17 protein-coding genes are annotated in these 22,135 nt (G+C 41.4%); 5 read left to right on the forward strand and 12 right to left on the reverse strand.

Translation table 11 applies throughout. The annotated features are described in order from the left end of the window. Positions 1-8 precede the first annotated feature (8 nt). From KZ793_RS02915 to KZ793_RS02925, 3 genes are all read right to left on the reverse strand, one after another. A complete protein-coding gene (locus KZ793_RS02915) occupies positions 9-1,799 on the reverse strand; it encodes a formyltransferase family protein (protein ID WP_225813333.1) in 1,791 nt (596 codons plus the stop codon). A gap of 109 nt (positions 1,800-1,908) precedes the next feature. Next, positions 1,909-3,108: an MFS transporter gene (locus KZ793_RS02920; protein WP_225813334.1), complete on the reverse strand. Its 1,200-nt coding sequence runs from the start codon at positions 3,106-3,108 to the stop codon at positions 1,909-1,911. Positions 3,109-3,152: 44 nt separating this feature from the next. Further along, complete coding sequence (locus tag KZ793_RS02925) at positions 3,153-5,903, reverse strand: amino acid adenylation domain-containing protein (protein ID WP_225813335.1); 2,751 nt, start codon at positions 5,901-5,903, stop codon at positions 3,153-3,155. Between the two features lie 497 nt (positions 5,904-6,400). Here KZ793_RS02925 and KZ793_RS02930 point away from each other — a divergent pair, with 497 nt between their 5' ends. The 3 genes from KZ793_RS02930 to KZ793_RS02940 all read left to right on the forward strand — a co-directional run bounded on the left by KZ793_RS02930 (position 6,401) and on the right by KZ793_RS02940 (position 8,993). Then, positions 6,401-7,288 carry a LysR family transcriptional regulator gene (locus tag KZ793_RS02930; RefSeq protein WP_225813337.1) on the forward strand — a complete coding sequence of 296 codons (888 nt, stop codon included), beginning with the start codon at positions 6,401-6,403 and terminating at the stop codon, positions 7,286-7,288. Positions 7,289-7,459: 171 nt separating this feature from the next. Continuing rightward, the gene (locus KZ793_RS02935; protein WP_225813339.1) at positions 7,460-7,915 is read left to right on the forward strand and encodes a hypothetical protein; all 456 of its coding nucleotides are present in this window, start codon (positions 7,460-7,462) and stop codon (positions 7,913-7,915) included. Positions 7,916-8,642: 727 nt separating this feature from the next. Then, on the forward strand, positions 8,643-8,993 hold the full coding sequence (locus KZ793_RS02940) for a hypothetical protein (RefSeq protein WP_225813341.1): 351 nt from the start codon (positions 8,643-8,645) through the stop codon (positions 8,991-8,993). A 673-nt stretch (positions 8,994-9,666) separates the two neighbouring features. On the opposite strand, the gene KZ793_RS02945 is transcribed toward KZ793_RS02940, so the two are convergent. Next, positions 9,667-10,032, reverse strand: a complete 366-nt coding sequence (locus KZ793_RS02945) for a helix-turn-helix domain-containing protein (protein ID WP_225813342.1) — start codon at positions 10,030-10,032, stop codon at positions 9,667-9,669. Positions 10,033-10,295: 263 nt separating this feature from the next. On the opposite strand from KZ793_RS02945, the gene KZ793_RS02950 reads away from it, so the two are divergent. Next, positions 10,296-10,910: a hypothetical protein gene (locus tag KZ793_RS02950; protein ID WP_225813344.1), complete on the forward strand. Its 615-nt coding sequence runs from the start codon at positions 10,296-10,298 to the stop codon at positions 10,908-10,910. 49 nt (positions 10,911-10,959) lie between these two features. On the opposite strand, the gene KZ793_RS02955 is transcribed toward KZ793_RS02950, so the two are convergent. The 8 genes from KZ793_RS02955 to ppsR form a co-directional block, all read right to left on the reverse strand. Continuing rightward, positions 10,960-11,754 carry a heme ABC transporter ATP-binding protein gene (locus KZ793_RS02955; RefSeq protein ID WP_225813347.1) on the reverse strand — a complete coding sequence of 265 codons (795 nt, stop codon included), beginning with the start codon at positions 11,752-11,754 and terminating at the stop codon, positions 10,960-10,962. Further along, positions 11,754-12,755, reverse strand: coding sequence for a FecCD family ABC transporter permease (locus KZ793_RS02960; protein ID WP_225813348.1), 1,002 nt, complete (start codon positions 12,753-12,755; stop codon positions 11,754-11,756). The genes KZ793_RS02955 and KZ793_RS02960 overlap by 1 nt, the downstream gene beginning before the upstream one ends. Then, positions 12,752-13,573, reverse strand: coding sequence for a heme/hemin ABC transporter substrate-binding protein (locus KZ793_RS02965; protein WP_118986183.1), 822 nt, complete (start codon positions 13,571-13,573; stop codon positions 12,752-12,754). The genes KZ793_RS02960 and KZ793_RS02965 overlap by 4 nt, the downstream gene beginning before the upstream one ends. Then, positions 13,570-14,643, reverse strand: a complete 1,074-nt coding sequence (locus tag KZ793_RS02970; protein ID WP_225813349.1) for a hemin-degrading factor — start codon at positions 14,641-14,643, stop codon at positions 13,570-13,572. Before KZ793_RS02970 ends, KZ793_RS02965 begins: the two co-directional genes overlap by 4 nt. A 30-nt stretch (positions 14,644-14,673) precedes the next feature. After that, complete coding sequence (locus KZ793_RS02975; RefSeq protein ID WP_225813350.1) at positions 14,674-16,695, reverse strand: TonB-dependent hemoglobin/transferrin/lactoferrin family receptor; 2,022 nt, start codon at positions 16,693-16,695, stop codon at positions 14,674-14,676. An 89-nt stretch (positions 16,696-16,784) separates the two neighbouring features. Beyond that, positions 16,785-16,982, reverse strand: coding sequence for a hemin uptake protein HemP (gene hemP / locus KZ793_RS02980; RefSeq protein WP_118986186.1), 198 nt, complete (start codon positions 16,980-16,982; stop codon positions 16,785-16,787). Between the two features lie 172 nt (positions 16,983-17,154). After that, positions 17,155-18,201: a 3-deoxy-7-phosphoheptulonate synthase gene (locus tag KZ793_RS02985; RefSeq protein WP_225813351.1), complete on the reverse strand. Its 1,047-nt coding sequence runs from the start codon at positions 18,199-18,201 to the stop codon at positions 17,155-17,157. A gap of 141 nt (positions 18,202-18,342) precedes the next feature. Beyond that, positions 18,343-19,224: a posphoenolpyruvate synthetase regulatory kinase/phosphorylase PpsR gene (ppsR, locus tag KZ793_RS02990; RefSeq protein WP_225813352.1), complete on the reverse strand. Its 882-nt coding sequence runs from the start codon at positions 19,222-19,224 to the stop codon at positions 18,343-18,345. 215 nt (positions 19,225-19,439) lie between these two features. Here ppsR and ppsA point away from each other — a divergent pair, with 215 nt between their 5' ends. Continuing rightward, positions 19,440-21,818, forward strand: a complete 2,379-nt coding sequence (gene ppsA, locus KZ793_RS02995; protein ID WP_225813353.1) for a phosphoenolpyruvate synthase — start codon at positions 19,440-19,442, stop codon at positions 21,816-21,818. Positions 21,819-22,135 lie beyond the last annotated feature (317 nt).

Here is a 22,135-nt window from a genome sequence, read left to right on the forward strand (position 1 = left end):
GAAATCTATTAGGTATATATTGGCAGTGCATTTGCCACAATATTTAAATTTTTCGAGTCTGCAATGACATTCGAAAATCGTGCCAGATCAGATGCCACATGTTCAATATCATCTGCTGCAACCAATTTGTTGTTATATATGAAGCGGAAACTTCCTTTATTTTGATCAATCTGTAATGTCATTATTTCGCCGACAATTGCGAGCTCCTGCATAGCCTCTTTGTTCGTTAGATCTTCACGGTAACCAGAGATGATGGAAATACCAATCGGCCACGGGCGATTGTTATGTAACAGATTGATTGCACGCAATACAGGTTGTCTGGAGACCATATCGCGGGGATAAACTCTATGTTGTTCAAGCAATTGCTGTTCAGACAATATTGAATTTAAAATCTCTGTAAGACGTTGCTGTAAATCGATATGGATCTCCATTGGGACAATCATGGTGAAAAAGGCGGACCATTTTGAAGAATGAACAGCATCTCCTGCTTGCGCCCATCCGACTTGAAATTGAGTATCATTTGATGTGTGAGCCAAATAGATAAACCAAGCGCATATAATGTGTTGAACGAGCTCAGTTGAAATAAGCGAGTTCTGATTGAGTACTGTTTTCCATTCAGACACATGCCAATTCGGTATTTTATCTATCGTTGCCCGTAATCTAAAAGGCAGCATTGGTGTTGAAAAACGCGCTAGTCTTTTTTGCCAAAATAGCTCTTGTTCGGTAAGTCGTTCATGTATATCTGTTAACGTCTTAATATCTGATCTTTCAATTGTGGGGAGTTGATCACCAATTTCAAGTTTGCATTGATTGGCTAAGGTGAGTGCATTTATTGGTTTGCCTCGGCTATCAACAAACGAAATACGTATATCTTCACTACTTGTGGTCATTAGCCAATGGTCCTCGCTAATACCCAACAATGTACCTGGTTTATGATCGGAACGTGTATACATCACCTGTAGTGTACCTATCGGTACCAGGCGATCTCTCAGCAGAACTTTAGGTAATGTTAGTGGATTAGGATAGTAAGCTCCGAAAGTTAAAGATCTGACCAAAGATGACAATTCCTGAGCTTTTTTATTCCACAATAGACAACCAGCAGCGTCTGGTCGGCGACGTCTTGAGAAAAAAAAGCGGTTAGCAGGATCTTGCTGGCGGCGGGGTATGTCTCCGTTCTCTAGGTTGTTTAATAGTTCGGTAAATCCTTCGGCAGCCGCCTGATAACATTTAAGATTCAGTGAAAGTGCGGTGTCGGTATTTTTAATATCAACATGACGCTGAACAACAATATCGCCACTATCGACCATAGATCCGATTAAATGCCAGGTAATAGCATACTGAGACTCACCGGCAAGGATAGCCCAAGAAGTGGCATGAGTGCCGGCATAGCGTGGCAGAGGTGCGTCGTGGTAGTTGAAAGCACCTTGAGAGAACTGATTGATTAATAGAGCAGGGAGAATAACTGGATTGACTATGGAAAAAAGCCAGCATATTGACTGAGTTCTGGAGAGCGTCAGGAGATCTTCTAGTGCTTCAACACAGTGTATATTTTGAGAAGTTGCCCATTCGGAAAACAGAGATTCCGTGGGAAAAATAGCCACAATTATGTATCCGGCCGCTTGAAGTTGTTGGGTACAACGTATCGCAAGTGTTGTACCACCGATGACGACACAAGACTGAGCTTCTCCAGTGGAATGGTTTACAACTTTGCACTTTTCAACTTTTAGTGTGTTATCGGTTAGTCTGTTATCGGTGCTATTTTTTTTCTCTTGCGTTGAAGAGGTGAATTCGCCGGGCATGTTATCCCCTTTATCATTATTGAGTGAAGGGATTTGTTTGAGAGTAAGTAAAGTTCATAGGCTTAGCTGCCTTGAACTGCATTTAAACACAAACAAACCCCGATATTGCTCACTTACCTTTGATTCCTTTGTGAGGGAAGCCATAGTTGCCTGAATTCCAGACGATCAACAAAGCTAGCACTAACAGAACAAGTAAGGTCCAAGGGAATGAGCTGGCGCCAAGTGTTTCAAGTAATATCCCGCCAATAATACCCCCGGCTGCAATAGCTAAATTCCATAAGGTAACAAGAATCGACTGAGCAACGTCCGCACCTTCTCCGGCAGATTCGGCCAATGCAGTTTGAAGTAGGGCGGCGGCACCGCCGAAGGTTAATCCCCATAAGATCACGGCAAGAAAAACAAAGACAGGAAGAGTACCGATAACACCAAGTATGAGAGAGGCGAATGTAAATAGGGCAAGACTTATCAGCACCAACGAACGTAACATTTTGTCAATTAACAGCCCTGTCATCCATATTCCAAGCAACGACGCCATACCAAAGGCTAACAACACAAGATCAATCCTGGTAGCAAGCCCCGCCTGTGTCACAAAAGGCAATACATAGGTATAAAGAATACTGTGAGCCAGTACCCAACAAACAAGAACGCTTAATACCGGCCGTACTCCTGGAATAATGATAACTTTTTTGATCGGTATACGTTTTTCGGCAGTACGTCCTGGGTAGTCAGGGACTTTCAACATGACCCATGCGATGACGACCAATGTTAGAACAGACATCAAACCAAAAGTTGTACGCCAGCCAACAATTCCACCAATGAATGTTCCTAATGGCACGCCAAGGGAGAGTGCCAGTGGTGCCCCGACACCGGCTACAGCCAACGCACGTCCTTTTAAATGATCAGGTACCATCCGTCGGGCATAGCCGACCAACATTCCCCAGATTAAGCCGCCTGCCATACCTGAAAGAAGTCTGGCCGCAAGTGCCACTATATAGTTAGATGTTAACGCGGTGAGCGTATTAAAGATTAACAAACCAGTGAGTGCCATCAAGAGTAATCGGCGACGGCGCCAACCTTGTGTTGCTGTCGTCAGTGGAATCGCTGCGACAAGTGAGCCAATTGCGTAGAGTGTAACGAATTGACCAGCTAATGCTTCAGAAACGGCCAAACTGTTACTTATTTGGGATAGAATGCCTGCCGGGAATGTCTCTGTGAGAAGCGCAAGGAATCCCGTCATTGCTAACGCGAGTAGAGCAACGAGAGGAAAATGGGTACTGCCCGCATGAGTGGCAGTTTTTTCTTTAATCATGGAACCCCCTTAAATAATTTTCATTGTGTTGTTTGCAGAAGCCATCAACTCAAGAATCGAGCTAATTCGTTAACACCTGACTCCTTAAGTACCTCGAAATGATCAACGTTAAGATTGATGTTTTCTGGGGGATGTTTTAGGTATGGTGTTGCTTCTTCGATAAAAGAAACGGCATCATCACGTGCATTAAACACCGTAATTGGCGCCTTGATTATTCGTTCTTGCAGTTCTGCCGCTGAATATTTTTGTCCGTAGGTTTGAATAACTATCCTGGCAATTCGAACAATTAACGTAGGGTTCAGGTTTGGGTAGTGCTTATGAACAAAAGAGACAAAGCTTTGCTCATCGATAACGTTAGCCAGCCATTCACTCAGAGCTGAACTGTGAGAAGTGCCCGCAAATACAGAGAATAATAGTGATACCAGCTCACTGTTCTGATAAGTAGACCCGTTTTCTGTTCCCGTGGAATTAACGTGATATTTTATCTTCGAGAGCCCTGGCGCGATTAGAACAACCTTTTCGACACGTTCTCCGGCTCGTTCTAATTGGTAAGCTGCTTCGAAAGCCAATACAGAGCCAAAAGAATATCCCCATAGCGTGTATGGGCCGGTAGGTTGTAATTTTTTGATTTCTGTTATGTCTTGAGTCACCATTTCGGCTATGGTGGAGTATGGAACCTCTCCTTCATTAATTCCGTAAGCCTGGATGCCATAAAATGATCGATCAGTGCAGATCTGTGTAGCCAGCAGGTGTAAATTCATTGGGTATCCACCCAATCCCGGCCAGCAAAAGACAGGTAATCCAGCGTCTTTTTCCTGTAAGCAGGCCAATCGTGAAGATAATCTGGTTACTTCACCTTCAACGATTTTTGCCAATTGTTTAACCGTTGCGGCCTCAAATAGAGTATGGAGAGGTAGCGATAACGCAAATTCTTCATTTAAACGTTGTATCAGATGGACGGCTATCAGAGAATTTCCGCCTAAAGCAAAGAAGTCATCTTCGGTAGATATGCTTTCTCGCGTTAGTACTTCTTCCCATATCTTTACGATCTGTGTTTCTGTCGAGGTGCTTGGGAGTACTTGTGGACTGTGTGATACTGTGCTGACCAGTGCTTGCAATGTGTCGAAATCGATTTTTCCATTGGAAGTTAGAGGCATGGTATCCAGGAACAAAAATCTGTCAGGTAACATATAGTCCGGTAATGTTTTGCTAAGTTCACTCCGCAGAATTGAAGTGATGTCATACTTTGCTTGCTGGCGTATTGTTTCATCTGCTAATTCAATACAGGCGGTTAATTGTGTTGAACGGTGTTGAGGGTCTTTTTCTGCCAAAATTGCAGCGTGTTTCACTTGATCGATAACCTCTATTGCATTTTTTATTTCTTCTAATTCGACCCGCATCCCTCTCACTTTAATTTGATTATCTTTCCGGCCAGCAAAGTGGGCATTCCCATCTTTATCCCAATAGGCCAGGTCTCCGGTTCTATAAAGCCGGATTTTTTGCGTATTTGGTGGTATCGCAATTTCAAGAAAGTGCTTTTCCGTGAGATCCTGACGATTCAGATATCCTCTTGCGACTTGAGTGCCTGCAATATAAATCTCTCCAATTTCATATTCTGAGGCGGGCTGATAGTGATGATCGAGAATAAAAAATTCCGTATTGGATACCGGCTTACCAATAGGGACGGAATTAACTTCGTCAGATATTGGGTAGTGATTAACAAAGAAAACGGAAGCATTAATTGTACATTCCGCTGGGCCATACATATTAATCAGTAGGCAGTTTGGTAGTGCATGGATACATTGAGTGGCGAGTTTTCTTGATAGGCTCTCTGCTCCGATGAATATTTGCCGAAGGGAGTGGCATTCCCGGAATTTGTGATTATCGATCAGTGCTTGTAGTAGCGTGGGAACACACTGTAACGTGGTCACGTTGTGGCGAATAATCAGGTCAATGAGTTGGGGAATATTTCTGTGTGTTCCAGATGAACTAATAACAACCCGGCTACCACAACTGACGGATAATATTTCCCATTGAGCTGCATCAAAGCTGATGGGCGTTTTTTGAATAATTGTTTTTTCAATGTTTAAATCGCATTTTTCATTTAACCAACACATTTGGTTAACGATATTGCGGTGCTCAATCATTACACCTTTTGGTTTACCTGTACTTCCAGAGGTATAAATGACATAAGCCAAGTTATCCGGGCTAAGATAGTCATGGAGGATGTTGCAGGTAATGGCACCGGATTCTAATGATTGCTCTACGCCTTCAAGCGTTACGATATGGATATTTTCTGCAACCAATCTGGTCAATTTTTCCTTTAATTTTTCTTGGGTGAATATAATTTTCAGATTGCTATCGTGGATCATGTAACGAAGTCGTTCCTCTGGATAATCATGAGATAATGGTAGATACGCACCACCGGCAAAAAGAATTCCCCAAGCTCCGATCATCTGCTCAATCGACGGTTCAACAAATATACCGATGCAATCACCTGCTAAACATCCCAGGTTTTGCAGATAGCAGGCCAGATGCACACTGCCAATTGCCATTTCCAAATAACTGAGTCGCTCTTCACCGTGGATGACTGCTGTAGCCCAGGGAGTTGACCGGACGTGTGAAAAGAGTAATCCCGGTAGGCACTCTTTTCGTTGAAAACTCGCTGGTAACTTAATGTTATTTAACGTTGTCCAATTTTCATTTTCCGGTTGAGCACTGGAGATATCGTATTTTCGATACTGTTCTGTTTTTAATATTTTTCGCCATTTGATTATTGGGAGAGTTGATTGCATCTTATTTTATACCTTTATTTAAGGAGAGAAGCCAAAAGGGGAGCATATTGGCTTCTTCTTTAACTAGCTGATATTCCTGTGGAATAAAATTAAAATATTCCAACTTAGGAAAATCATTTCCTGGTCTTATAAATCCTTCCTTTAGGAAGGGGCTATTCAATAAATTGCGGTAATTCAATATTATTAACTATCATGTTTGTTCTTTTTCCATTTTGACGTTTANNTCGTTATCTATGCTCCTGGGGATTCGTTCACTTGCCGCCGCGCTGCAACTCGAAATCTATTAGGTATATTTATCAAATATCTGGGATAAATTATCTCTATCGATTTGATGATTCTTGTATTTAGCAAACCTGAGTTATCTGTTTTTTTCATTAATAAATATGTAGATATAAGATAATTTCCCCTGACGCCTATACTACTTGCTACCATAGACCAGTGAACAGTAGGATGATGTTCAAAACACTTATGACCAATCTGTCAGCAATGGGGGAAATATGGATAGTTTGGGATCATTGAACGTGTTCGTTCGGGCGGCGGATGCCCGTAGCTTCACAGTTGCAGGTCAACAACTTGGCATCTCTTCGTCGGCGGTTAGTAAGGCTATTGTTCGGTTAGAGGAGCGTTTGGGAATACGCCTCTTCCATCGATCTACGCGAACCGTCACATTAACGCCGGAAGGAACATTATTCTTTGAGCGGTGCAAGCGAATCCTTGATGAGGTTGAGGCTGCTGAAACTGAACTATCTCAGATGCAGAAAATGCCAAGTGGAAAGCTAAAGATTAGCCTACCGTCAGTTGGTATGTTGTTTATGCCGAAATTTGCTGCTTTTAATCGCCTTTATCCAGAGATTAAACTTGATATAAGTTGTTCCGATCGAATAGTGGATGTTATTGAAGAGGGATTTGATGCTGTACTCCGAACCGGTGATCCACGTGATTCCAGATTAATGTCTAGGGTGCTTGGTTCTTACCGTCAGGTTATTGTCGGCTCTCCTGCTTATTTTGCGGCCGCAGGTTTTCCAGAAGAACCGGAAGATCTTGTTAGCCATTCATGTTTATTATATCGCTTTCCAACAAATGGGAAATTAAACGTATGGCCTTTGAGTCGTGATGGTAAGAAAATTGAGCTTAACTTACCGTGCAATATGGTGACAGATAATTTAGAACCGCAAGTCTGTTTTGCCGAGCATGGTCTTGGGATAGCTTGTGTGCCGAATATCGCTGTTTACCGACAGTTGAAAGAAGGTTCTTTGGTCACTATTTTGGATAAATATAACGAAAATTCCACAATTTTTCGTATACTTTGGCCATCAAGCCGTCATTTATCCCCTAAGGTCAGAGTATTTGTAGATTTTATGGCGGAGAACCTCTTACCTTTTTAAATAAGTTCTGCAAAGTGGTCTATATTATAGATACATAAAGCGAAAATTTACTTTATGGAATTGGCGCATATATTGTGCGCTCCAATAACTTTATAGAAGAAAAAAATAGAAGAGAAAGTTGTATTAAAACGCAGTAAGCCATTCTAAACAACATAAAGGAGAGTATCTAACATGTTAGTACGTAAATCGTTGTTGGCCCTGTTTGCAACTGCTTCCTTAACTGCCGCAGGTGTTGCTTATGCCGGTCCGCCGGTAACAGTGACATTTAAGCATCTTGGTGCGTCTGGTAGCACGGATGCTGTTTATACCATCATTACTAATAATGAATCCAGTACCTATGTCAATGCAACACCCAAACCTAGTTCAAGAGTAGGGCCCGGAGGAGTCAATAGTTATCAGGTTCAGAGCCCGATTACACCTGATGGAAATTACGCGATAGTGCGATATGAAATTGGGAATAAGTCTTGCGTATTTTCAACTACTTTTATAAATACATACGTTAATGGCGTTAAAATTCCGAAATGGAATAAGGGAGCAACACCAAGTGGTGGGGCTGTTTGTAATGCAACCATCACCTATACTAATTATCTTACCTACGCATGGTCAGTTGAATTTACTATGAAGTAGTGAACAGTGATTTTTAATGGCCGATCGGATTTCAATGCGAAACAGAGTTCCCTCGTTATCTATTGTATCGGCCATATAATCGCAGATATTACTTTGCTTTGAAGTGAGCATTTCATGACTAATTCTGCTTAGTGAATTGATGTTCAGGCATAGTAGGATCTCGCTCTACTGCTATGATTATGTAAATTTTTGATTATCTGTCCGTTATATTTTTTATCTTGAATTTTCTGTTGATTATATAATTACTAACCACTACTATTAGGAGGATTTTTTCTTTACTGTATGTTTATACCTAATAGATTTCGAGTTGCAGCGAGGCGGCAAGTGAACGAATCCCCAGGAGCATAGATAACTATGTGACTGGGGTGAGTGAAAGCAGCCAACAAAGCAGCAGCTTGAAAGATGAAGGGTATAGTGTAAATAACACAATATATGAGTTATGTTAGCACTAGGTTAAAAACAAAAAAACATACGGTAATTTAATTTGTTATTATAAATTAGTGTTGAATGTTTATTTTTTTTAGTTTTTATTTTCTTTGGTATTTTATTGACGCACTATTGGTTCTACACTATTTTTAAAGTTAGAAAGTGTTTTAATTTTTTATAAGTGTATGGACTATGATGGTTGAATATGGATGTTCAGTAAATTAGTTGAGTTTTCCGGTTTAATATGAACTTCTATATTTATAACTTGGTGTGAATTTAATCTTATAAGGAATAATATATTATGATTGATCAAAACAATTCTAATAATATAGTTGACACTAATTTGTCGATTTCTGATGTAACTATATCCTCTATTCAAATTGCTCCAGATATAGCTAGAAACAATGTTCATGTAGTTGTTGATGATAAAGGTACTTCACGGGATTTTCTTCTGGATAACTCTGCTGGTGGTTATCAAGGGAATGGTAGTTTAATAACTTTGATTCTTGCACATCTTAATTCAAAAAAAGTCACTATTAGAACTACCGGATATGAATATAATAAACATGGATATATCAACGGCGTATTAATTAAGGAGGCTAAGGGAACAGGAGGTAATTCGGGAGGTGATACAGGCAAAACCGGGGGATGATAAGGACGGTAAAAATTAGGAATGAGAATTCTTATAGAAAATATTATTCGCTATTATTTACGTTAAAGGTATTAAAATCCTATCCCATTATGTTATTTTATTTTATTTTCCATTTTAAATTTGGGTAGTGTTTACGATTTTTGCAAAATAACGTCTATTGGGGTAAATAGTGAATTGAAATTAATTATAAATAAAAACCCTGATGTTCAGTATTCAGGGTTTTTACTTTTTAACCATTGAACATACCCTAAATTTTAGGAGCAGTGTTTTAATATTTATGATCGGTTTTTAGTGTTTTTTATCTGCTGGTTGAATAAAGAATACTATATATTATGGTTATGATTTGTATGAGAATATTTTTATTTTTTAATTATATTAATCAGTTTATTTATTGTAGATTATAAAATCGAATGGATTTTATTGTCATTTAATAAAGTTATTATCCGAAATCACTTATGTTGGTATATGTGATAATTGTTCTAGAAGACTTATGGGAATTTGTTCTCCATTTCTAGAAAATAAAACGGGACTAGCCAATAGTTATCTGGAAAATCCTTATTTGGTTCTTTGATCTATTAGGGTGTTAGTGAATTCAAATAGTATAAGAGTTAAATGGTCAATAAAATATTGACCATTAGCGAATACTATCAATAGGGTTATTAGGCGCTCTCGGTTATTGCTTATGACCTAAGAAGTACTTTAAGTCAGGTAGATTACCATTTTCTCTAAATCTAGCGGGAGTGGTATTAAAGTGCTTTTTGAAGATCCGGGTAAATGTTGCCTGAGAACTGAAACCATACTGTAAGGCAATATCAAGGATTGGTAGGCTTTCTTCACGCAGAGATCTTGCTGCTTCGTGTAAACGCCGCTTACGAACATATTCACCCAGGGTATAGCCTTTCACTTCTTTAAACACTCTTTGTAGATGCCACTTTGAATAACCGCTTCTGTCAGCAATGGTCGCTATTTTTATACCTTCGTTACGTTGGAGCTGAGTTTCGAGCCATCTGACAATATCATTTACTACACTTTCTGACATTTTCACCTCCCACTGATGGTGGGCTAGTTGCTAAAATATTAGATTTCGTTAGTTATTTTCATAAAGATAATAACGATAGTTATTAATGAGTGTATTTTAAAATAAATCCGGGATATCTATAGGCAAAAAATGCTATTTATAATTGATAATTATTATCATTTATGCAAATTTCCTTTGTTTTAATAATAAGTAGCATCAAATGATCTTCACTAATTTATTTAAAACAGTATCATCGTTCGTTATTTAATTTAATGGAGGTTGTAATGCAATCGGACTTGGCTTTTTTAACTAAAAAGTTGGCATTTTTTGTTCTTTATGCTCTGATTTTAGCCATGGTTATAGGCTTACTCTTTATCGATGTTATCTATTTGCAGAATGCAGTGAAGGAGAGCTCATTAACTGAAATTGCTCAGGAGAGTATCCTGTTTGTTATTTCTGCTGTATTTCTGCTGGAAGCAAAAAAGAATAGTCAATTACGTCCTGCATTAGTCTTGATATCAGGTTTTTTTGCTTGTTTATTGATAAGAGAGCTAGATGCTATATTTGATGAAATATTTCATGGTGCTTGGGCGTGGATTGCTATTCCGTTAGCGCTAATTTGTATTTTTTACGCGGCTTATAAAGGTAGGGATACGTTGGTTGGGCTTATTCATTTTACGCGCCATCAAAGTTACAGCATGATGGTTGCAGGTATTTTGTGTGTACTGGTTTTTTCCCGTTTGTTTGGTATGGGAGAATTATGGAAAGGCTTGATGCTCGAACATTTTGATCGAACAGCAAAAAATATGGTTGAGGAAGGGTGTGAACTTCTGGGTTATTGCTTGTGCTTGATTTCAACTTTTTGGTATCTGCCTGATGCAATAAAATTTCGTAAGTAAAGAGTAAGACAGGCAAGCGATTGAAATAATTTGCCTGTCGAATTTACTATTATTGCCTCAAATAAATCTGAGGTTGTTGAGTTTCAGGATGGCGGGTAATGCCAAGATCTGCTTGATACCATTTTCTCAGAGTATGATCATTCAGTACTTCTTCTGGTGTACCCGCAGCGACTAACTTCCCTTTATGTAATAGAAAGATTTTATCTGCATAGAGAGCAGCAAGATTCAAATCATGTAGAACACAGCACATAGCCATAGGTTGTTCCCGTGTCAGTCGGTAAAGCAGACGCAAAGTATGTTGCTGGTGGTAGAGATCCAGGGCTGATGTCGGTTCGTCAAGAAACAAACAACACTCTATTGGTGTTGGATGCCAAAGTTGGGCAAGGACACGAGCGAGTTGTACTCTTTGCTGCTCACCACCGGAGAGTTGCCGGTAGTCACGGTGACGTAACTCTTGGCAATCCGTTTGCTCAATAACAGTATCAATTGCTGTCTGTTTATGATGAATACCATGAGGAGAGCGCCCCATGGCGACCACTTCTTCCACACTGAAAGGGAAGGAGAGGGAACTATGTTGACGCATGACGGCACGAGTGCGGGCTAATTGTTCAGCCGGCCATTGTTCAATGGGTATTCCATGTAAATAGCATTGCCCATGCTCAGGTTTTATATATCCCGTTAATAGTCGCAATAATGTGGATTTCCCTGCGCCATTTGGCCCAATGATGGCGACAATCTCACCTTTATCTACCGAGAGCGAAACATTATCAATTATTTTCTGGTTGCCAATTGAATAACTTAAATTCTGTGCTTGTAGAGAAATATTATTTTTTACGGCATCCATTATGTGCGGCTCCCCGGTTGTTTGAGTATCAACCATAGAAAATATGGACCGCCGATCAAACCAGTGATTAGGCCAACGGGCATTTCTGCTGGTGAGACCAAGGTTCTTGCGAGTGTATCTGCGGTAAGTAGAAGAGAAGCTCCGCCTAAAGCAGCACCGGGAAGTAGCCAATGATGATCACCACCAAATCGCATTCTGATCAAATGCGGGATAACCAACCCAACAAATCCAATAACCCCGCTTAGTGCAACAGCGCTGCCAATAAGTAGGGCACTGAGTAGTAATAACTGGAATTTAGTGCGTTGGACATTTATACCAAGATAGTGGGCCTCTTCATCTCCTAATTGCAACAGATTCAGTTTACGGGCTTGGCTGAAAGTGAGGATAATGGCGGGAATAATTAAAGAAGCTGTAATTGCCAACGTCGGCCACTCTATCTGGCTGAGTGAACCCATCATCCATAAGGAGAATTGTCGTAGCTGTTGATCGTCACTGATATAGCTCAGGACACCAATAGCAGACATACAAAGGGCATTGATAGCAATCCCGGCTAGTAATAAGCGGGCCAGATTTCCGTAGTTATATTTATTGAGTGAAAAAATCAGTAATGAAATTAACAGGCTGCCAATAAAAGCGGCAATAATATGTCCGTACACAGCAATTGCAGATGGCAGGCTAATTGGCAGAACAATTGCCATTGCAACCATCAGTGCGGCTCCACTGCTGATACCTAGTAGGCCAGGATCAGCTAGTGGATTGCGAAATAATCCTTGCATTACAGCCCCGGAAGTAGCTAAAGCACAACCAACCAGTATGGCTAATAGCACCCTTGGTAATCTGATATTCAGCCAGATTTGCCACTGGGGGTCACCAAGGGAGGATTCCCATAATGTCTTGAAAGATAATGATAATGCACCAATATTGGCAGAACCAATAGCCAACCCGGACAATAACAAACAAAGAAACGCCAAACCCAATCCCGGAGACTTCATACGGCTCATTGAGTCTTCTCCGCCGCCTGTCTGAGTTGTTTCATTACTGAGGGGGTATTGAGGCCAAAACCGAGTAGCCCCATATCATCGACAATTAAAACTTGTTGTTTCTGGCCGGCAGGGGTGTGTTTCAATCCGGGTAATTGCCAGATTTTATCCAAACCGCCCATTGATTTAATACCATCCTCCGTCACTAATAACAGATCTGGTGCGCTGGCAATAACACCTTCCTGGGAAAGTGGGCGGTAATTGTTGAAACCTTGCATAGCATTAGTGGCACCAACAGCGCGAATCATTTTGTCCGCTGCGGTTTTTTGGCCGGCAGCCATTGGCATGATACCCCCGTGACTCATTACAAACAGAATACGGGTCGGCAAGGTAGTTGTTGGTATTTCCGTCAGCGCTTTTTGATATTGTTGAATCAGTTGTTCGCCACGTTCAGTCTGATTGACCGCCTTAGCGACGGTCTTAATTTTTTCAGGAACGGCTTCTAACGCTGCTTTTCCGGTTATCTGAATCACTTCTACACCAGAATCCTGGAGCTGCTTAAGTGCCAGTGAAGGTTTTGCCAACTCACTGGTTAGAACCAGTGTCGGATTCATAGAGAGAATACCTTCAGGATTAAGCATTCTCATATAGCCGACATCGGGTAAGGCAAGCAATTCGGTTGGTTTCTGGCTGGTGCTGTCTCTGGCGACAACTCTTTCACCTTCACCAAGTGCAAAAACAATTTCAGATACATCGCCACCGATAGTGACGATCCGTTCAGTGGAAAAAGCACTGAACGATGATACCGCAAGGACAAATGTCAGAAGCCATTGTTTCATGCTACACGCTCTTCCTGTATTGATTGCAGTTTTGGCAGAGCAGCCACTTGCTCACGCCACTGAGTTTGTTCAGGAGTGCCTTCTGTACGCTGACCAAACAGTTGAGCAATTTGATCGCCATTAGCATCAAATAGCTCAAGGCTGGTGACAAAGCCATCCTCTGTTGGTTTACGGGTTACCCAGCTTTCAGCAATAGCACTCTCTATTAAATGTAGTGTGAAATTGCGGTTAAAGATATTAATCCATTTCTGATCTGAGTTTTCTTCCTGATGGGGCATCAGGCGTTCCAGCTTTCCGGTGAAAATTTGTACGCAACCATGATTGCTGACGAAGATCATGATTTCATTCTGATCGTTATAAGCGGTGTTGATAAGTTCATTTAGTGCAGAATTTTCCACCTTGTAAGCCAGATCATCCTGTACCGCGTTGAAAACCTGTTGACGGCTCAGATTATGGTTTTTAAGTAACGTGAAGAATTGATGAACGTTAGTCATTGCTCGCCATTCTTCATCAAGCTGTGCTTTCAGTTCATTTGTTAGAGTTGAATAGGTGATTTCTTCTATAGGTTTGATGACCAGTGCGGGGTTGTCTTCTGTCTGATATTTTTCGATCAGTGCTTCCCAGGCTGTCATATCAGTATTACCTGTTGCATAAACTTTATGCAATGCGTCACCCTGATGATCAAAAAATTGAATGCTGTGGCGCATACCATTTTTTGCGGGTTCAACCAGATAAAATACACTACTCCAGTGTCCAAAGAATATCCGCAAGTCGAGTTCACGAGGGTTCAAGACCAGCCCTGCGTGGCTGTTGAAACGTGTATTTTCATACCGGCCAATATGTTCATGAACAGCAAAATCATTGCGGGTGATCGCTTTAATTTCACCAACAACAGCTAACTCTTCCAGTAAAGTTGGGGCGTCAACATTGAGGCGTTTGGCATCGATACCAACGCGGCTATGTAATAATTCGCCTTCACTGACATTCAGATAGGCTGCCAGATCACGGGCATATTTGGCTTTGTTATCAGATTTGGCTTGTAGATAACGTTCATAAAGTGAAGAATTCACAATTTAACTCCTTGAAATACATTTATTTAATTACCACTGGTAACTGACGAACAGTTTGGCATTGCGGCCATCCTGCGGTGTTCCCTGTGGTGAGTAGTATTCTTTATCAAAAGCATTACCTAAAACTGCCGTAGTAGTCACACCTTTGAGCATTCCTTCACCTTGATAGCTGACATAGAAATCATTAACGCCATAACCTGCCTGTTGTTTAGGATCTCTACCTCTAGCATCTTTACCTTTGAAGTCAGTATGATTGGTGAATTGACCTACCCAGCCGACAGAGAAACCGGTTTGTGCAATAGGGATTTCCAGTATGCTAGTGATAGTATCTGGGCTGAGGTTATCAAGAGATCCACCGCTTTTTTCATCTTTACCTTCTGTGCGGTTGTAAGCCAGTTCCCAAGAGAACAGATTGGATTCATAGTTTATGGAAGCATCCCATCCCCAGATCTTGGCGCTGGATATATTAACAGATGTTGTGTTTCTTCCTCGGTTGACCACATCTGATTTAATATAATCTTTGGCTTTAGTATCAAAATAACTCGCTTTAAATTTCAGCTCGTCGTTATCTGCTAGTAGATCATTGAAACGTAACCCAAAACCAGACTCCCACGTTTCGTTGCTTTCCGGACGGAGATTTGGATTAGGGGTCCAGAAGTTTCCGGGATAGTGCATAGAATCGTTATACATTTCTCCCATTGTCGGTGCACGGAAAGCTTGAGCGTAAGAGGTAAACAGCATCGACCAGTCAGTTGGTGTGATACTGATAGCACCTTTGGAAGACCATTTATCGGCGCTGACAGCCTCATCTTTAGAATTGTTTCCTTTATAGTTGTCATAGCGCGTACCCGCGACAATAGAGACTGGCAGGTCTCGTAGGGTTATCTCATCTTGCAACCAGCCGGAATAAAAGCGGATATTAGCGTCAGGGAAACTATCTGTATTACCGTTTGGGGTCTGTTTCTGTTTGTAAGTTTCGCCACCATAAGTAAATTGATGCGCCAGCGGGCTATCTGTCCACAGGCGGGAGCGGTTTTCCAATTTTACGCCATAGGTTTTTTGCTTACGGCCTTCGAACCCCTTTTTCTTAGTACGGGCATCAATAGTGATATCGGAATAATAAAGGTCAGTTTTGGCATTTAACCAATCATATTCCGCTGGATTTAATTGGTAGCTAAGTTGGGCATCACGTTGAGTTGTCGTGCGGTCAGTCCAAGTATTAGGATCTTTATTTTTTCCGGTGAGTGTTTGTGGATTTTTAGGTTGATTAGCCTCATTGCGGTAATAACGTAATTGGCTGCTCAAGGACTGGTTGTCATCAATTTTCCAACTGCCTTTTGCCATCAGATTACTGATAAATTCATCATTATCGCCAACCAAACCACCACCGTGACGGATGTTGCCTGAATCACGGGTACTGAAGGCAAATATACCATCTAGGGATTCCGATTTTGCGAAAGTTGCACCACCAAAGCCCATGCTATGGTCACCCGTTGCACCTCGGGCAAAAACGCGGAATCCGTGATCTTGACCAGCTTGCAGAAGGTCTGCGGCATCGACAGTTTGATAAGCGATAACACCGCCTAAGGCACCACTGCCGTAAAGTAGGGCAGAAGGGCCGCGTACAACTTCGACTTGTTTAATGAGTGCTGGGTCCAGGAACGTACCATTGATATGGCCGGTATCGGTACCTTGGCGAATACCGTCAATCAACGTCAAAACACCTTTTGGGCCATAACCACGTAGACTGACATCTTGCCCATTAGCACGGTTTGTACCAGCTATATTAATGCCGGGTATTTTTTTGATGAGATCGCTAGCATTACCGGCTGCCTGACTTTGTGGTGACTTATTATTTATTACCGTCACCATCATGGGAGCCTCGAAACTATCCCTTTCATTACCTGTTGCATAAACAGTTATCACCTCGTGGGATGATTTATCACTGTCGGAATCGGGCGATTTTGTTGCTGCATAAACAGCGGGAATACTACTGATCATTGCCAAGCTTAAGGCTGATAGTTTGAGTGTTGATCTTGCAGATTGAGACATCAGACGAATCTCCATAATAATATTTTATGAGTTATGGATATAGCTGGCTGCCCCGATACGCGATCTGGGTGGCTGGCTGAGTTATTAGTTTATTTAGTTAGTATCAGCTTACCGGCTTTAGTTTGGCGCAATTGGTAGAATTCTCCTTGGTGACGAATTCTGGTAATTCCTAGCTCACCTAATAGTTGTTTACTGTCAATGTAGCCAATTTCTACAATTTCAGCAGGATAGGTGTTGCATTGTTTTTCAAGTGCAATGCAAGAATGTTGGTGACATATTTTACTCATAAAACCACTTTGCGAATACTAACTATTATCATAGTGAGAATTATTATCGTTATATAAAGAGGTGACTTCAAGCAATATTTTTGGTGGTCAGGATCAACACATTAATGAAATTTAATTAATGTGTTGTCAGTTAGCCTTTTATGAATGAAAAAGGCTAACTCGGAATAAGGATTCAAAAACGGTAACTTACTGCTTCGGCGAGAATGTCAATAAGCTGTTCTGTATCTTGCCAGTTTAGACAAGGATCTGTGATCGATTGACCGTAATTTAGCGGTTGTCCCTGAATGACTCTCTGGGTGCCTTCAACCAGAAAACTTTCAGCCATCACACCGACAATAGCGGTAGAGCCTTCTTGAATCTGGTGGCCCACCTCTTTTGCTATCGTCAGTTGGCGTTTATGAATTTTTTGGCAATTGCCATGACTGAAATCGACAACTAAATGTTCTGGTAAATTAAATTCCCGTAGTTGAGTACAAGCTGTAGCAATATCTTTGGCACTGTAATTAGGCTGTTTGCCTCCACGCATAATAATGTGGCCGTATGGGTTGCCTTCGGTTTGATAGATGGTCATCTGACCGTGCTTATCTGGCGAGAGCAATGTGTGACAGACACCGGCTGCGCGGATTGCATCTATGGCGATACGGATGTTGCCATCCGTCCCATTTTTAAAGCCAACTGGACAGGAGAGGGCGGATGCCATTTCTCGGTGAATCTGGCTTTCTGTTGTTCTGGCTCCGATAGCGCCCCAACTGATTAGATCGGCAATATATTGGCCGGTCACCATATCCAGAAATTCGGTTGCCGTAGGTAAACCCAACTCATTGACGTCAACCAATAATTTCCGGGCCAAACTAATACCCCGATTTACTTGGCAAGAGCCGTCGAGATAGGGATCTGACATTAAACCTTTCCAGCCCACCACTGTGCGCGGTTTCTCAAAATAGGTGCGCATAATAATTTCCAGTCTGTGCTGGTATTTTTCACGCAATCTGTTCAGTCGCTGAGCATAATCTAAAGCAGCATCAATATCATGAATAGAGCAAGGACCGATGATGACCATCAGCCGTGGATCGTTCCCGCAGAGAATATCGGCAATACGCTTCCGTGACGCTGTCACATTATTAGCGATTTTTTCGGACACGGGAAATTGAATTGCAAGAGTTTGAGGTGTTACCAAACTATCGACACGGTGAGTCCTTAAACCATCTGTTTTGTACATATATTTTCTCAAAGTTCGTTTCACATTAGCAGGCACATCTATAGATAATTGAAATTACAATAAACGAAAATGACTAAGTTAAACAAATGATATAATTAATCATATGATAAATTTTTTTTCATTATTCCTATTGATATATTTTTAAAACATTCGGCGATTTAACTTCATCATGTCGATTATTTTGGTTGAGATTTCTTCAACAGAATAATTGGTGGTGTTAAGATAATTAATCTTATTCTTACGGAATAAAGCTTCAACTTCAGAAATTTCTATTCTACATTGCCTCAATGATGCATAACGGCTATTTTCTCGACGTTCTTCCCTAATCGCTGCCAGCCGTTCAGGGCTTATAGTTAAACCGAATAATTTATGTTGAAATTGTTTTAATGCCGCAGATAATTGTAGATTGTCCATATCATCCGCAGTAAAAGGATAATTTGCCGCCTGAATACCAAATTGCATGGCTAAATAGAGGCTAGTGGGGGTTTTCCCACAGCGGGATACGCCCAATAAGATAACTTGTGCCTGGTCAAGATTACGTAAAGAGATACCATCATCATGTGCCAGAGCATAATCAATAGCCGCTATACGCGCATCGTACTGACTGAGGTTCTTCTCAGTCAGACCGTGAGTGCGATTAAGTTCGGGTTTGGGTTCCAACCCGGTTTCTTGCTGTAATGGGGCTACCAGTGTTTGTACAATGTCCTGACAAAATCCTTCGCTACTGGTAATAATATTTTTCACTCCAGAAGAGATAATGGAATAGAAAACTAAAGGTCTTATACGCGTATCCTGATATATCTGATTTATTTGTTGCTTTATTTCTTCTGCGCGGGTTTCACTGGCAACAAAAGGAAGAGTATAAGAAGTTATTTTGATGGGAAATTGTGATAAAACAGCATGGCCCAATACTTCTGCGGTAATTGCCGTGCCATCTGAAATAAAAAAAACAGTGCGTTCAACACTTTCAACACTATTACGACCATTACGTTCCGTTGATGTTTCTAATCTGAATTCTGCCATGATATTTATGGTGACCTTTTATCTTTCCAATCGTTTAGTTAAATGAAACCGAGTATCGATTTTCTGCAAAGTATACCTAAGAAAAAAATAATATGTTGGGTTGATCGATTCACCTTTCTATGTGTGCGAAAACATTGTGTTAGTCTATTTATGACTGCTCTATGCAGTGCCAATTTTCCGATTTGTACCTCACGAACGTTAAAAGGATTGTTTTAATGCCCAATAATGACCTCACCCCGCGTAATGTGCTTTGGTATGACCAATTAGGTATGCATGATATTGACCGGGTTGGTGGTAAAAACGCCTCCCTGGGAGAAATGATCACTCACCTGTCAGAGTTGGGGGTTTCTGTCCCGAATGGTTTTGCCACGACAGCACAGGCATTTAATGATTTCTTGGAACAAAGTGGTGTCAATCAGCGTATTTATGACTTGCTGGATGAAACGAATGTTGATGATGTCAATCAACTGGCTAAAGCAGGCGCACAAATTCGCCAATGGGTGATTGATACGCCATTTCTGCCACAATTGGAAAAAGATATTCAGGATGCTTATCAACAGTTGTCTGAAGGAGAGTCCGAAGCCTCTTTTGCTGTACGTTCTTCGGCAACGGCTGAAGATATGCCTGATGCCTCTTTTGCCGGGCAGCAGGAAACCTTTCTAAACGTGCAAGGCATTGATGCTGTGATGGTTGCCATCAAGCATGTATTTGCTTCATTGTTTAATGATCGCGCTATTTCCTATCGTGTCCATCAGGGATATGACCATCGGGGGGTTGCACTATCAGCGGGTATACAACGTATGGTGCGTTCTGATCTCGCCTCTTCCGGTGTGATGTTCACTATTGATACTGAATCAGGGTTTGATCAGGTTGTTTTTATTACCTCTGCTTACGGATTGGGTGAGATGGTTGTTCAGGGCGCTGTGAATCCGGATGAGTTCTATGTTCATAAATCAACCCTGAATAAGGGTAAACCGGCCATTGTGCGACGCAATCTAGGTTCTAAAAAACTGCATATGATCTATGCTGACAATAAAGAACATGGCAAGCAGGTACGTATCGAAGATGTACTAGCATCACAACGCAATCGTTTCTCTTTAGCTGATGAAGAAGTTGAGGCATTGGCGCGTCAGGCGTTATTAATTGAAAAACATTATGGCCGGCCAATGGATATTGAATGGGCTAAAGATGGTCATAACGGCAAGTTATACATTGTTCAGGCGCGTCCTGAGACTGTCCGCTCAAATCAGCAGGTTATGGAGCGTTACCAACTGAATGAACAAGGTCAGGTATTGGTGGAAGGGCGTGCCATAGGCCATCGTATTGGCGCGGGTCGAGTAAAAGTTATTCACAACTTGAATGAAATGGATCGTATCCAGCCGGGTGATGTTTTGGTCACTGATATGACCGATCCGGATTGGGAGCCTATTATGAAAAAAGCCGCTGCGATTGTGACTAACCGCGGTGGCCGGACCTGTCATGCAGCGATTATTGCCCGTGAATTGGGCATTCCCGCAGTGGTTGGATGCGGTGATGCAACGGAACGTTTAAAAGAGAATCAGTCGGTGACAGTTTCCTGTGCGGAAGGTGATACGGGTTTTGTTTATCAGAATCAATTGAATTTTACTGTACAAAGTTCTCAAGTCGATCAGTTACCGGAGCTTGATGTAAAAATTATGCTCAACGTCGGCAATCCAGATCGTGCATTTGATTTTGCCCGTTTGCCGAATGATGGCGTAGGTCTTGCTCGTTTAGAGTTTATTATTAATCGGATGATTGGTGTACATCCCCGTGCATTACTGGAGTTTGATCAGCAAACTCCTGAGTTGCAGCAAGAGATAAAATCGCTGATGGCAGGTTATGACCATCCGGTTGAGTTCTATGTTGGGCGCTTGACGGAGGGGATTGCCACTCTGGCGGCTGCATTCTGGCCGAAACGGGTTATTGTCCGTTTGTCTGATTTTAAATCCAATGAATATGCCAATCTGGTTGGTGGTGACATTTATGAACCTGATGAAGAGAACCCTATGCTCGGTTTCCGTGGTGCAGGGCGTTATGTTTCTGACAGTTTCCGTCGCTGTTTTGCATTAGAGTGCGAAGCCGTTAAACGTGTACGTAATGATATGGGGTTGACCAACGTTGAAATTATGATCCCATTCGTACGTACGGTAGCGCAGGCTGAAGCCGTGATTGCTGAACTGGCATCTCAAGGGTTGAAGCGCAGTGAAAACGGATTGAAAGTCATTATGATGTGTGAGATTCCGTCCAACGCAATTCTGGCAGAACAGTTCCTTGAACATTTTGATGGCTTCTCTATTGGTTCTAATGATATGACTCAACTGACTCTTGGTTTAGACCGGGATTCTGGGGTGGTATCTGAACTGTTTGATGAGCGTAATGATGCGGTCAAAGCTCTGCTTTCGTTAGCTATTCAGGCGGCTAAGCGTCAAAACAAGTATGTGGGAATTTGTGGGCAGGGGCCTTCAGACCATCAGGATTTTGCTCATTGGTTGATGGAAGAAGGGATTGATAGCCTGTCATTAAATCCAGATACCGTTGTAAAAACTTGGTTAGGATTAGCGAAAGTGAATTAATTGAGAATAATACTCAATTGAAACTAAAGGCCCGTCAAAATAATGGCGGGCTTTCTGACAACTAGAGTCATTAATTATAGCTTTACGGAAAAGTATAAAAATAGCGAAAAAAAAAAAGCCTATCATGGGCGTGATAGGCAAGGACTACACACAGCAATATAAGCGTTTCTAACAAGTAGAACCATCAAAAGGAGAAATAAACGTCTCGTTCATAGCCCGCTTATATTAATTTAGTTAAATAGTTTATTCATTAAGAATTGTCCTAATTTCCATATTATTTACGGCTATAATGAGCAAAATTTAACTAATTTTTAACA

This window comes from Photorhabdus antumapuensis, from assembly GCF_020387775.1.
GTDB lineage: Bacteria > Pseudomonadota > Gammaproteobacteria > Enterobacterales > Enterobacteriaceae > Photorhabdus > Photorhabdus antumapuensis.